Source organism: Streptomyces sclerotialus (genome assembly GCF_040907265.1).
Taxonomy (GTDB): domain Bacteria; phylum Actinomycetota; class Actinomycetes; order Streptomycetales; family Streptomycetaceae; genus Streptomyces; species Streptomyces sclerotialus.
Genome location: NZ_JBFOHP010000002.1, coordinates 1,178,694 through 1,191,544, shown reverse-complemented (window position 1 = coordinate 1,191,544; position 12,851 = coordinate 1,178,694). Strand labels below are relative to the sequence as shown.

General features: G+C 69.5%; 12 protein-coding genes. 8 read left to right on the top strand and 4 right to left on the bottom strand.

Features of this window, described 5'->3' with window-relative positions:
* Window positions 1–229: 229 nt before the first annotated feature.
* A complete protein-coding gene (locus AAC944_RS05375) occupies window positions 230–1,504 on the top strand; it encodes an APC family permease (RefSeq protein WP_030611369.1) in 1,275 nt (424 codons plus the stop codon).
* Window positions 1,505–1,779: 275 nt separating this feature from the next.
* Here AAC944_RS05375 and AAC944_RS05370 read toward each other — a convergent pair whose 3' ends face one another.
* Window positions 1,780–2,382 (bottom strand): hypothetical protein, encoded by a 603-nt coding sequence (locus AAC944_RS05370; protein WP_196942875.1) that lies wholly within the window; start codon window positions 2,380–2,382, stop codon window positions 1,780–1,782.
* Between AAC944_RS05370 and AAC944_RS05365 the strand changes: the two genes are divergently transcribed.
* Both AAC944_RS05365 and AAC944_RS05360 read left to right on the top strand, forming a co-directional pair.
* Window positions 2,381–2,860, top strand: a complete 480-nt coding sequence (locus AAC944_RS05365; RefSeq protein WP_030611376.1) for an HIT family protein — start codon at window positions 2,381–2,383, stop codon at window positions 2,858–2,860. The two genes, AAC944_RS05370 and AAC944_RS05365, sit on opposite strands and share 2 nt — an antisense overlap.
* A 162-nt stretch (window positions 2,861–3,022) precedes the next feature.
* A complete protein-coding gene (locus AAC944_RS05360) occupies window positions 3,023–3,622 on the top strand; it encodes an ALF repeat-containing protein (protein ID WP_030611379.1) in 600 nt (199 codons plus the stop codon).
* 543 nt (window positions 3,623–4,165) lie between these two features.
* Here the strand turns inward: AAC944_RS05360 and AAC944_RS05355 are convergent.
* Entirely contained in the window at window positions 4,166–4,729 is a 564-nt protein-coding gene (locus AAC944_RS05355; protein ID WP_030611381.1) for an NADPH-dependent FMN reductase, read from the bottom strand.
* A gap of 273 nt (window positions 4,730–5,002) precedes the next feature.
* Window positions 5,003–5,935, bottom strand: coding sequence for a class I SAM-dependent methyltransferase (locus AAC944_RS05350; RefSeq protein ID WP_063759899.1), 933 nt, complete (start codon window positions 5,933–5,935; stop codon window positions 5,003–5,005).
* A 446-nt stretch (window positions 5,936–6,381) separates the two neighbouring features.
* Here AAC944_RS05350 and AAC944_RS05345 point away from each other — a divergent pair, with 446 nt between their 5' ends.
* The 5 genes from AAC944_RS05345 to AAC944_RS05325 all read left to right on the top strand — a co-directional run bounded on the left by AAC944_RS05345 (window position 6,382) and on the right by AAC944_RS05325 (window position 11,593).
* Window positions 6,382–6,882: a tellurite resistance TerB family protein gene (locus tag AAC944_RS05345; protein ID WP_051871551.1), complete on the top strand. Its 501-nt coding sequence runs from the start codon at window positions 6,382–6,384 to the stop codon at window positions 6,880–6,882.
* 262 nt (window positions 6,883–7,144) lie between these two features.
* The gene (locus tag AAC944_RS05340; protein WP_030611390.1) at window positions 7,145–8,509 is read left to right on the top strand and encodes an SUMF1/EgtB/PvdO family nonheme iron enzyme; all 1,365 of its coding nucleotides are present in this window, start codon (window positions 7,145–7,147) and stop codon (window positions 8,507–8,509) included.
* A 43-nt stretch (window positions 8,510–8,552) separates the two neighbouring features.
* A complete protein-coding gene (locus AAC944_RS05335) occupies window positions 8,553–9,050 on the top strand; it encodes a pyridoxamine 5'-phosphate oxidase family protein (RefSeq protein WP_368396896.1) in 498 nt (165 codons plus the stop codon).
* A 29-nt stretch (window positions 9,051–9,079) separates the two neighbouring features.
* A complete protein-coding gene (locus AAC944_RS05330; RefSeq protein WP_030611396.1) occupies window positions 9,080–10,063 on the top strand; it encodes a phenylacetaldoxime dehydratase family protein in 984 nt (327 codons plus the stop codon).
* Between the two features lie 30 nt (window positions 10,064–10,093).
* Complete coding sequence (locus AAC944_RS05325; RefSeq protein ID WP_051871553.1) at window positions 10,094–11,593, top strand: FAD/NAD(P)-binding protein; 1,500 nt, start codon at window positions 10,094–10,096, stop codon at window positions 11,591–11,593.
* A 96-nt stretch (window positions 11,594–11,689) separates the two neighbouring features.
* Here AAC944_RS05325 and AAC944_RS05320 read toward each other — a convergent pair whose 3' ends face one another.
* On the bottom strand, window positions 11,690–12,823 hold the full coding sequence (locus tag AAC944_RS05320; protein WP_030611403.1) for an EstA family serine hydrolase: 1,134 nt from the start codon (window positions 12,821–12,823) through the stop codon (window positions 11,690–11,692).
* Window positions 12,824–12,851 lie beyond the last annotated feature (28 nt).

The following is a 12,851-nucleotide window of genomic DNA, read 5'->3' as shown; positions in this document are numbered from 1 at the left end:
GGTGATTGCGCGGCGTGAGCGGTGGCAGCGCGCGGTGGAACCGGCAGGGTTGCAGCGCCGCTATCCGAAATATGACCTATGTCCTGTGGTTCTGTGTCCTGTGGTTGTGTGTCTTGTGTCCGGCGTCTGCTCACCGGCACCCTCCGGGTGTTCAGGTTGATCGCTTATCGTGCGCGCGGACAGTGGAACGAACATGGCTGCGGGCCACCGCCGACAAGGAGTGACGAAGTTGAGCAGCACGCCCTTGCCCTCCTCCGGGGTGCCGGACGAACTCCAGCGGCGCCTCGGAGTGCCGGACGCGGTGCTGATCGGACTGGGGTCGATGATCGGCGCCGGGATCTTCGCCTCCCTGGCCCCGGCCGCCCGCGCGGCCGGCTCCGGCCTGCTGATCGGCCTCGCCTGCGCCGCCGTCGTCGCCTACTGCAACGCCACCTCCTCGGCGCGGCTCGCCGCCCTCTACCCGGCCTCCGGCGGCACCTATGTCTACGGACGGAAGCGGCTGGGCGAATTCTGGGGGTACCTGGCCGGCTGGGCATTCGTGGTGGGCAAGACCGCCTCCTGCGCGGCCATGGCCCTGACCGTCGGCTCCTACGTCTGGCCCGGCCAGGCCCACGCGGTCGCCGTCGCCGCCGTGGTCGCGCTGACCGCGGTCAACTACGCCGGTGTTCAGAAGTCCGCACTGCTGACCCGCGTCATCGTGGCCGTCGTCCTGGCGGTCCTCGCCGCCGTCGTGGTCGCCTCCCTCACCGCCGGCACGGTGGACGGGGCGCGCCTGGACGTCGGCGCGGATACGACTGTCGGCGGCGTACTGCAGGCGGCGGGCCTGCTGTTCTTCGCGTTCGCCGGGTACGCGCGCATCGCCACCCTCGGTGAGGAAGTCCGCGACCCGGCGCACACCATCCCGCGTGCCATTCCGATCGCGCTCGGCATCACCCTTGTCGTCTATGCCGCCGTCGCCGTCTCCGTCCTGCTGCTCCTCGGTCCCGACGGCCTGGCCGCAGCCGGGGCGCCGCTGACGGAGGCCGCACGAGTGGCCGGTGCCGACTGGCTCGTCCCCGTCGTACGCATCGGCGCGGCGGTCGCCGCCCTCGGCTCCCTGCTCGCCCTCGTCCTCGGTGTCTCCCGTACCACCTTGGCCATGGCCCGCGACCGCCATCTGCCGCATGTCCTGGCCGCCGTGCACCTGAAGTTCAAGGTCCCGCACCGCGCCGAGCTGCTCGTCGGCGCCGTCGTCGCCCTGGTGGCCGCGACCGCGGACGTGCGTGGCACGATCGGTTTCTCCTCCTTCGGCGTCCTGGCGTACTACGCCGTCGCCAACGCTTCCGCGTTCACCCTCACCCGTGCCGAAGGCCGTCCGGCACGGATCATCTCCGTCACCGGCCTGGCCGGCTGCCTCCTCCTGGCCTTCGCCCTCCCGGCGTCCTCCGTGATGACCGGAGCTGCCGTACTCGCTGTCGGCGTGGCCGCATACCTCATTCGCCGCACGATCGCTCGCCAGAAGTAGGCAACCATGCCCCGGCCGCCCTCTCGGCATCGGACGCGCACCTCTGCGACATCGGCCGCGCGCGACTGTCCGCCCGGGGCCGGGGCCGGGGCCGGGGATGATGCCAGGTCCAGATTCGGGGCCAGGTCCGGATCCGGGACCAAGGCCAGGGCCAGGTCCGGGTCCGCGGCCCGTCAGGCGTTGTCACAGGAGTGCCGTCACGAGGGGGTGGATGGCCGCGAGGAGGACCAGGCCCGTCGCGGCCGTCACGAACGGCACGATGCGCAGTGGGCTGATCAGCAGGAAGCCGGTGTGCAGCAGGATCGCCAGAGCCAGGGCAGGAGGTCGCGGTTGCCTGCGGCGGCCTGGGAGGCGTTGTAGGCCAGGTTGTCGAGGAGGACGCCGCCGTTCATGAAGTGCCGTGACCGCAGCTTGCGGAGGCCGGCGACGAGGTACAGCTGAGCGGCGAAGAAGGAGGCGAACACGCCGGCCGCCGCCGTCCACGCCGGGCCGCCGAGCGCCCAGGCCACACCCGCCACGGTGAGGCAGCCCGCCAACAGCGCCAGGTACATGCCGGCACACCGCCAGCGGGCGAAGTGCAACGCCAGGACGACGGCGGCACACCCGCCGAGGGCCGCGGCCGTTCCGCGCCCAGGGGCGAGCCAGACGCAGACGCACGTGGCAGCCAGGACGAGGCCCGTCGCGAGCGTGGCATGGCCGAAACGGCGGTGGGCCGCGAAGTGGGACGGCGAGGTCCAGCCGTGGCCGACGCGGTAGACCCGGCCATCAGGGTGGTGCCGGACGACGGCGCGGATGTCGGAGCAACGAGTAGAGCGCACTATCAGAGAGGCAGCCGTCTCCCAGAGGGAGGTGATCGCGGCCGGGTAGCTTCTGGCCATGGTTGACGACTGGCGGACGGATCGGATCGGGAGCGCTCTGCGAGGCGAGAACCCCGCTGTTCTGCGGCGCTTGGACGCGGGGTTCGCAGTGATCGGCGATGTGCAGTTCCTGCCGGGCTACTCGGTGCTCCTGGTGGATGATCCCAAGGTGGAGAGGTTGTCGGACTTACCCGGGAACAAGCGGCTGGCCTTCCTGTCCGACATGGACCAACTCGGAGAAGCCGTCGAGCGAGCATCGCGTCGCATGGATGCGGCCTTCCGGCGGGTCAATCTGGAGATCCTGGGCAACACCGACGGGTTCTTGCATGCGCACGTATGGCCACGGTTCGAATGGGAGCCGGCCGACTTGGTGCGTGTGCCGGTGTGGCTCTACCCCCGCGACAGGTGGACCGACAAGCAGTTCGCACTCGGTCCGCAGCACGACCCGCTGCGCAAGGCGCTCGGGGAGGAGCTGGACCGCCTGCGCGCGGCGAACTGACGGGGGCAGATCACGAGGCGGTCGTCTTCAGCCCCCGCGGGAGGTGGAGTGGAGGTGAGCAGGTTCGTCGGCCCTTTCCGGACCAACCGATTTCGCATGCTTTTCTGGCGTACATGGGTGATCATCGGCTTACCTGAAGTCCGATCACGGAGGCGTACATTCATGAGACCCACGCGTGCCGCTCTGCTCGTCGTGGCCACCGCCCTGGCCCCGACACTCCTCTTCACCGCCCCGGCGTTTGCCAACGGTTCGGCGGCCCCGGTCACCAGCACCGTGGCGACCATGTCCGACACACCGGTGGACGAGATGTCGGAGGACGAACTGCGTGCCGCGATCGCCGCCATCCTGGCGGACGAGGGCAGCGGCAAGGGGGTCGTCCGAGAGGCCAATGAGGCCCTCAACGGCACCGTGGACGACATGCGCACCTTCCTGAAGACCGGCTACCGGCTGGCCCAGGCCGAGGACGACCGGGTCGCCATCGCCCGCATCCTCTACGTGGCAACGCAGAACAAGGACAGGCGAGTCATCGAGGAGGCCAACAAGCTCCTCGACAGCAACTCTCCGGAGGAGTTGCGGGCCTGGCTGGAGACCGGCTACCGGCTGGCCCAGGCCGAGGACGACGCCGTCTACATAGTCCGCATGCTCGCGGATCCGAACATCAGCGATGCCCTCCGTGCCGCAGTCAACGCTGCCCTCGACGACGGCTCCCCGGAAACCCTGCGCTACTTCCGCGAGGTGGGGCAGTACGAGGTGGACGGATAGGCCACGGCGGGCGGGCGGGGACCCGCTCCCGCCCGCCGTTACCTGCGGCACTACGGTCGACGACTCGGTGGCGGCCGTCGGCGCACTAGGTGATGACGGTGATCGATGCTCACCGCCGTGCTCACTGCCGTGCTCCCCGCCGTGCTCACCGCCGTGCTCGCCGAGGAACGCCGGCACCGGCGTCTACTGACCGATTCCCGTGCCTACTGACCGATACCCGTGCCTACTGGCCGACTTCCTCGGCGGCTGGGCACCCACCGTCCCGCCTCCCGAGTGAGCGAGGGGAGGCGGGCGCTGGTGGCTGGTACGGCCGCGCGGGGCGTTGCCGGGGAGCGGCCGTGGGGTGGCCGTTGGGTGGGTGGAGAACCTCAGCAGCGCCTCAAAGCACCTCCGCGCGGTCGCGGGAGCCAGGATCCCGCACGTTCACGCGGCGGGGGATCCCTCACACGAGGTAGACGATCCCACGGTACGTGTGCAACAGGATTCCCGAGCGCCGGTCTCAACGAGCCCGGCGGCAGAGCCGCGCCAGCAAGGAAACCGACCTTATGCCTGGCCGGTTGGTGCAGCTCGTCCGCAGGACTCCGCCAGGAGCCGGAGTACCTTACTGAGCTGCTCGCGTACTCCCGGATCAGTGATGAGTCCGTCTGCGCCGACCATCCCGTGGTGCACGGGGATCTTCGCGCACGCCGATTCCACGATGTCGGCGTCGGTATGACCGAGCACCGTGCGCAAGGTCGCCTCCGCACCCTGGCCGCGCCCGGGGGCAGCCGCATTGATCCAGGCCACGGGCTTGTCACTGGTCTCGGTGCCGCCGATCGTCCAGTCGAGCAAGTTCTTGAACGAACCCGGCAGGGTGCCCGCGTACTCCGGGGCGCAGATCAGCACCGCGGTGGCGTCGCGGATCGCCGCGCGCAGCTCGGCCACAGGAGCCGGCAGCGGATCGGTGTCGTCATCGGGGTTGAAGTGCGGAAGCGCCGCCAGCCCCTCGTACAGGACGGTACGCACCTGCGCGGGAGCCACGTCCTGGGCGGTGCGCAGCACAGACTCGTTGACCGAACCGCGTCTGAGGCTTCCGGACAGCAGCAGGAGGACAGGCACAGTAGTCATCCGCTCAACTTACTGCCTGACGACCCTCAAGCCCCTCACCGGCGGGATCGCGGGCATCGCGCTCGCCTTTCCCGCCGTAGCCCAGCTGCAGCTGCCGGCCTTGAGCAGTCACCGGGCTGTTCCGCGCCGCTGCTCGAACGGTGCCGTCGTGAACCGGTGCGACCGCCCGCCGCCGAGGCAACGTCCTCCGGGTCTCCTGCGCGACGGCGGGCGTTGGGCATGCACGCCGCCCACCGCTCCCGCAGCTTCACCGGCCGCATGACGCATCGGTGTTCAGAGACTCCCGGCACCGTTCGATGAGCCGGGCGGTGTGCTCCTGCTCGCCCTCGGTTTGCTCAGCAAGAAGATGTAGTGGCCGAGGTGATCGTGGGTGAAGGCGCACAGGGCCGGCATGAGAGCATCGATCTGCGCTGTGGTTTCCTGGCCGAAGTGGGACAGAACCGCGTCGTGACGGTCGTGGTACAGCAGGCGCATCAGCTCGCCTGTCATCGACGCGTTGTGCGTGTCGTTCTCCATCCGTTCCGCGATGAAGCCCACCTGCTCGGCCATCTCCAGTACTTCGCCCGGTGACAGCAGCGGACCGGTGGCCCAGACCGCGTGGTAGGTGTCCAGTTGTTCCCGACTCGGCGAACCGGATGCGGTGAACTCCGTGAGCAGCAGGAGCCCGCCGGGGCGCAGTACCCGGTAGGCCTCACGCAACGCCCGCGGCCGGTCGTTCATATGGCACAGGGAGTCGATGGCCAACGCCGCGTCGAACGAGTCGGCGGAATAGGGGAGCTGCATGGCGTCGCCGTGGTCGAACGACACCTGGCCGTGCAGGCCGGTGCTGAGGGCCAGTTCGGTGGCTGTGGTGGCCTGGCAACCACTGACAGTGATGCCGGTGACCTGTGCGCCGCTGCTCCGGGCCAGTCGTACAGCCGGACCGCCGGTGCCACAGCCGATGTCCAGTACCCGTTGGCCGGCCCGCGGGCGGAGGAGGCCGATGTAGCGGTCGGTCTGCCGGGTCATGGCCTGGTTCGCCAACTCGGGGAGGCTGGTCGCCGATGTGCGTTCGCCGTGGTCGGCAGGGTCGGCCCAGCTCCCGACATGGATGGCGGAATCACCGAGGATCAGGCTGAACAGCGGGCCGAACTTGTCGTAGGTGGCCCCGACTTGCTCGGGTAACGGTGCTGCACGGTTGTCTGTCCGTGTTTCAGCGGATGTCATGGGCGCATGGTAGGGGGGACGGTCCGGGGCCAGGGGGCGTACCGCCGACAGGTGGCCCTCGGGCCCACCGTCCCAGCCATGTGGTCAGGGGCACGTGCGCCGTACGAGCTGCACCGTCAGCAGCACGTCGGCTCCGCCTGCGTCCAGGAGAACGGCTGGGAATGGGCGGAGCGGCCCTGGCGCCATGAGGTGCGGGCCCGGTTCCGGTGCTACAGGCGTGGCAACGAAAGCTGGAGTGCCGAATTCAGCATGCAGCGGAGCCCGGCCACGCTGCACCGCAAAGGCGGGTTTTCGGCCTCGGACATACTTTCGGAATTCCAAAAAAATGCCGGGCCGGATCATGGCTGAATTAATGGCGGGCCGATGAAAGCCCCTCTATCTCTCGGTGAAACCCCCTGCTACGGTCGCCAACGTCGTTCCTGAATCCGACTCTCAGGAGGTGCGACGTGCCAGTTACGACAAAGTCGAACGACGAGCTCCGGAAGGAATACCTGTTCCGCGAGCTCTGGGGTTTCGAGAAGGTTCCGACGCCGGCCAACGTCGAGATTTACGCCAAGGCGTTGCTGGCCGCTTGCAACGCGGACGGCGAACTCGCCGACGAGGAACGCAACTACGTTCTGGGCATGGTGGCAGGCATGGGCGCCGAGCCCGGCCTCGTCGATCAGCTGCGGAACTACCCGGCCACTGAAGAGGTTCAGGACCTGGTCACCCGCGATCCTGCCGTGCGCGCTTCGTCACGAGCGCTGATCTTCGACGCCATCCGGGCGTGTTCGGCTGACGGTGTACTCCACCCGCGTGAGCTCGCGAAGATATACGACATCGCGCAACTCCTGGATGTCCCGCGTGAGGTTGTCGACGAGCTCCAGTCCGTCTACCACGAACAGCGCCGAATTACCGGCAAGCTGTTCCGGGCGGCCTATCCGGATCCGAAGAACCGCCCGTACTGAAAGGGCGGATTCCCTGGCGGGAACTATTTGGGGGAGGTGAAAGTGCTATGACCGCTGAGGATTTCCTCGCTTCTCGCGAGGCGGGTGAGGGTGCCACGAAGTGGTAACCCCCGAATGTGCGCCGCAGTAGCAATTGCGGCCGCAGCGTGCGCCGGCTCCGCCCGATGGAGCCCGCGCACCTGTGGCTGGAGACAGCAAGCGTGGCTCAGCGGTCGCAAGGATTCGGCTGACAGGAACCGGACGGCGAAAAAGGGGCTCATACGTGGTGGACGACCTGGCGGACGAGGACACCCTTCGGGGGCTGGACGACGATGCGTACCACGAGCAGGTACGGAAGCTGGGGGACGAGCTCGCTGCATTGCCCGCCACACAGGACACCCTCATCAGGCTGTGCCGGTGGGCCGCGGAGCACGCCGACTGGAACGTACGGCGGCTCTGCGTCGAAACCCTGGGCGCCCGCTTCACCCACGCCGCCGAGGCGCGGCGAGCGATCTGCGAGGCCACCCATGACGACGTGGACTGGGTCGCCTTCACCGCGATCAAAGTCGCAGGTGAGCACCGGCTGCCCGAAGCCCCTGAGCATCTGATCCGCATCTCGGGATGGCCGAGCAACTTCAGCCGGCCGGACCGCGCACGCAAACCGGTGGGCTGCGGGGCCGCGTTCACCAAGGCAGCGCTGTGGCGGTTCTTCGGAACCACGGACCCGGAGGAACTGCGCGTCCTGGAGGACCGCCACTTCCAGTACCTGCGCGACCAGATTGAGGCGACACGCCGCACCCCTGATCTGTCCGACGCGGTCCTGGTGCCCGGCGGGCCCTTCATGGCGGGTTCCCGGGCCACCGAGATCGGCCCGTTCCGCATGGACGACACGGACAATCCGCCACGCGTGGTCGAACTGCCGGCGTTCTGGATCGACCGCACCGCGGTGACCAACGAACGTTATGCCCGCTTCCTCGCCGAGGCCGCCGGCTCCACCCGCTTCGCGCACCCGGACGAACCCGAAGGCAAGGACCACACCCCCGCGCACTGGCGGGACCGCCGGTTCAACGGTCCGTCCCTGCCCGTCGTGGGTATCGACTGGTACGACGCCTGGGCGTTCGCCAAGTGGGCCGGCGGGCGGTTGCCTTCCGAGGACGAATGGGAGAAGGCGGCCAGGGGAAGTGAGGGCTGTCGGTACCCCTGGGGAAACGACTGGGACCCGGCCCGCGCCCAGTGCGTACTGTCCGCGTACGAGGTCGAAGAGCTACGGGATCTCGCGGACCTGGAGCGGCTGCTGGTGCGCACGTCCCTCACCTGGCCACCGCGACCGGTGCTGCCGGCAGATGCCCTGCCCGACGGCGCGAGCCCGTACGGTGCGCTGCAGATGGCCGGCAATGTCTGGGAGATCACCCGAACCAACTTCTTCAGCCGGCAGGACATGCAGCCACTGTTCAAGGGACGCCGCAGCAAGGAGTTCATGAACCGGCCCGAAGCCTTCCATGTGCTGCGCGGCGGCACATGGACCTCGCCGCCGGTCTGTCTGACAACGTACTACCGGGGCAAGGACCTGCTCACCGACCGCCACAACGAAGTGGGCTTCCGTTGCGTCTACGACGCCGCCTCGCCCGCGGAGGAGTCACGGGCATGAGTCGTTGCGTCGCCGGGCCCGTGACAGAGCCGGAGCGTGTGCCGTGCTGACGCTGCACCGTACTCCCACCGGCTTCGGGACGTTGCCCACGGCCCCCTTCGACGTGGCCGCCTTCCTGGCCCGGCCGCTCGTCGCCCGGCTGGCGACCTTCGGTTCCGGCCCGCTCAGCCCGGTGTTACAGCCGGTGTGGTACCTGTGGGAGCAGGACGCCTTCTGGGTGATCACTGGCAGTTGGGCCCGGCTCGGGAGGCGCCTGGCCGCCGATCCGCGGTTCTCACTGGTCGTGGACATCTGTGAGCAGGACACCGGCACGGTGCAGCAAGTCACGGCGTACGGACGTGGCAGCCTCACCGATTTCGATACCACGAGGGGCCTCCGTAAGCTGCGCCGCTATCTCGGCAGGAACGTCGAACAGTGGGACGCGCGGTTCACGATGAGCCACGGGCAGGCGGAGCGGGGGACCCGCTGGGCGCGGCTCGTCCCGGACGTCCTACGCGTCGCCGATCTGTCCTTCCGGCCCGCATCGGAACTCTCCCGGTGACAGCCGGGACGACCACCGGAGGGCTTCACATGTCTGCAACCGGACGTCGCACAGCGCCCCGCTTCCCTGCCTGTACGGCGCAGTTCCCGGAGAAGTGCACCGCCTATCTGATGGGGCAGTACGGGGTGCAGGCCGGGGACCCGCGAACCTGTGATGACGCCGCTCGTGTGCTCAGCAGGGCCTTCACCGGAAGGCACCGGCCGGACGTCCTGGACCGGGGAACGTTCACCGATGCGACAGGCCTGGCGAACACCGTGTGGTTCGCGTACTGGCTCGACCCCGCGCGCCACCGCGCATGGGTCGCCGAAGGCCGCCGCCCCGGAGCCGTGCCGTCGGCAGGAACCTGGTGGGAGGAGAGCCTGGTCCCCACGGACTCCGTCGAAACCCTGCACACCCATCAGCAGGCCGACCTGCCCACCGGCGGACTGGCACAAGTGCTCCCGCAGCACCTGACGGCCCAGCACGACTACTGGGGAGCCGCACGCGACCGCATCAAGGGCACACCCAGTGGTGAAGCGCCGCGAGCGGTCCGGCATGTGCGCGGGAACTCGGTGCATGTCACCGTGCAGGGCGAGTTGTGCCTGATCCGTACCGCTCAGGACTGGTCGCGCAGCACTGCTTTCCGCGACCGGTACTTGCGTGACGTCCATCCGGTCAAACGGAAGGGTGTGGCCTACCTCGCCCAACACCACGCGGCGACCGGGTGCTTGTGCGTCCGGGAGATCGACGAGACGGACGAGGACGGCCGCGCGCTGGACCGGTCCTGCACGCTGGCCTGGTTCGCGTCGTTGGACCACCTGCTGACCTGGACGCATTCGCACAAGAGCCACCTGGACATCTACCGGTCCTTCTTCACCGTCGCTGCCGACATCACGGCCCCGCTGGATGTCGCGTTCTGGCACGAGGTGTGCGTCCTGCCGTCCGGCGCCGTGCACGCCGAGTACACCAACTGTCATCCCGGGACCGGGCTGCTGCCACTTGCCCGGCCCCTCGCCACCGCTCCGGAATCCTGATGCCTGCCACCCCACCCACGCGGGACTGCCATGTATGACGTCACCCGCCCCACGATCGCCGTCGTCGGTGGCGGCACCGCGGCCGCCTGTCTGCTGACAGCCCTCTCGCGCCGCTTGCCCGCGCTCTCCGCGGCGGCCCGGGGCACTGTGCTCGTCTACGAACCCCGCAGGCCCTTGTGGCGCGGCCGGGTCTACCAGCACGACGCACCTGAGATCATCACCAACGTTCCGGTATCCGTGATGTCGCTGCACGACGACGACCCCGCCCACGCCGCGCGATGGCTGGCCCACCGGCTCGACGAACACGCCCCCGACGCCGGTGCCCGCTTCGTCCCCCGCCAACTGATCGGCGACTACCTGGTCGCCGAGGCCGAGGCCGCGCAGCGCCGCCTGCTCGCCCGCGGCTGGACCGTGCGCCTCGTCCCGGAACTGGTCGACCGCATTGCACCGCCAGGCCGCCGGCTCACCGTCTTCACCCGAAACACCGCCACGGCCTGCGACTTCGCCGTGCTGTGCCTGGGCGGCCCGGAACCGGCCGACCCGTACCAGCTCGCCGGACACCCGGGATACATAGCCCGCCCCTACCCGGTTTCCGACAGCCTCCGTACGCTCTCCTCCACCGCCGATATCGCGATCATCGGCACGGGGCTCACCGCCGTCGACCTCGTGGCCGGTCTGGCCGCGCGCAGACACCAGGGCCGCATCTGGCTCACCTCCCGCCACGGAATCCTGCCGGCCGTCCGGCCACCCGCCCCCGCCCACCGCTTCACCCACCTCACCGCGACCCGGCTACGCCTCCTTGCCGGGCGGGGGAGGTACGATCTCGCCGCACTCACCCGCCTCGTCGCCGCGGAACTGGCCTCGGCCCGCTTCGATGCCGCCGCCCTGGCCCGGGAGATCATCAAACGCGAGTCCCCCCTCGAGCGGCTGCACCGGCATCTGGCCACTCCCTCACCCCGCGGACTGCACATCCTCCAACAAGCGGTGGGGCTGGTCGGCCAGGAGGCGTGGCACCTACTGCCCCCGGACGACAAACACCGGATCCTCGCCGAATTCCATCCGGTGGTGATGAGCCTGATCTCTCCGATGCCACCCCGCAACGCACGGATGCTGGCCGGGCTGGCGGCGACCGGCCAGCTGGCAGTGCTGCCCGGGCTGCGAGCGGTCACTCCGTACAACGGTACGTTCCTGGTGCGTACCCGAACCTGTACGGTCCGGGCCGGTGCCGCCATCAGCGCGGTGACCCCCGCCGTTCATGCCGTTCACCCCGACGCCCGTCCCCTTGTCGACGGGCTGACCCGCGACGGGGCAGCGGTTCCGGATCCGGGAGGAGGAATCCAGGTCGACTTCAGGACCGCGCGTGTGACACCCAGCGCGCGTCCCGCCCCGAGCGCCCTGTTCGCGCTCGGAGACCTGACCCACGGTTCTCTCTACTTCACTTCCGGCATGCCGGCCATCGTGCAACGTGCCGCGGACATCGCCCGGACCTTGTCAACGGGCCTGACCGGTATGCGTGTTGGCTGCGCCTGATGTACTACGAGAGGACGTCGAAGTCTGGGCGTCATCCCGAGGACACACCGAAACGGGCGAGGCGCGGTCCGGGCCTCCGGGCCGCGCCCCCTTTCGTCAGCCGAGCGCCCGGACCACCGACCACAGCAGGCGCTCGTTCTCCGGGGCCGCGCCGCCCGGGAAGGCGTACCGGCGGCGGGTGTAGGCGTAGGAGTAGCCCTGCCGGGGGTCGGCGAGGGCGAGGGAACCCGCGGCGCCGCTGTGGCCGAAGGCGCCGGCGCCGAGGCAGCGGAAGTGCGGGCCGTAGGTGTGGAAGCCCAGTCCGAACGCCTGTGGCTCGCCGCTCACCAGATCCTTGCCCTCGGAGTGGATCCGGGCGAACTCGGCGGCCGTGTCCGGCTTCAGGAGCGGACTCCGGCCGTCCAGGCCGAAAGCGGCCGCCGCGTACATGCCGGCCAGGCCGCGCGCGGAGCCGATGCCGCCCGCCGACGCCTGGCCGTTCGCGCGGACGGTGCGGGAGTTCGGGAAGTCGTACAGCTCTCCGTTGCCCGGTGCGTGTTCGTTGAAGGCGATGCCGCCCAGGCTGTACGGGCTGTGCGCGGCGGCCTCGATCTCGGCCTGCTGTTCCGGCGTCGGCAGCATCGGCAGCGTGGTGAGGAAGCGCGGCTCCTCGGACTCCGGGAGGCCCAGCCACAGGTCCAGGTGGTACGGGGCGCGGATCCGCTCCTCGTACCACTCCTGCAGGGTGCGCCCGGTCGCCCGGAACACCACCTCGCCGACCAGCGCACCGATCACGAACCCGTGGTAGCCGAAGAACCGCCCCGGCTGCCAGAACGGGCGCTGCCCGGCCAGGCGGGCCGCGATCGCCCGGTCGTCGGTCAGCTCCTCCGGGGTGAAGCCGGCATCCAGGCCGATCACCCCGGCCCGGTGAGCGAGCAGCTCGCGCAGGGTGATCCCGCCCTTGCCCTCGGCGGCGAAGTCCGGCCAGTACGAGGCCACGGTGCGGTCCAGGTCCAGGACGCCGTCCTGGACCAGGAGCGCGGTCACCAGGTACGCCGCGCCCTTGGTGGACGAGAAGACACCGAGGAGCGACTCCCCGGTCACCCCGTCCGACCACAGGTCCACCACCCGCTCGCCGCTCCGGTGCACCACAAGCTGCGCACCCGGCGCGTCCTCCTCGCCCGCGAGGAAGGCGGCGAACTCCTCCCGCACGCCTTCGAACCCGGCGGCCACCGTGCCGTGCACTGCCATGAACCCTCCCGAACTGCCGTACGGATCT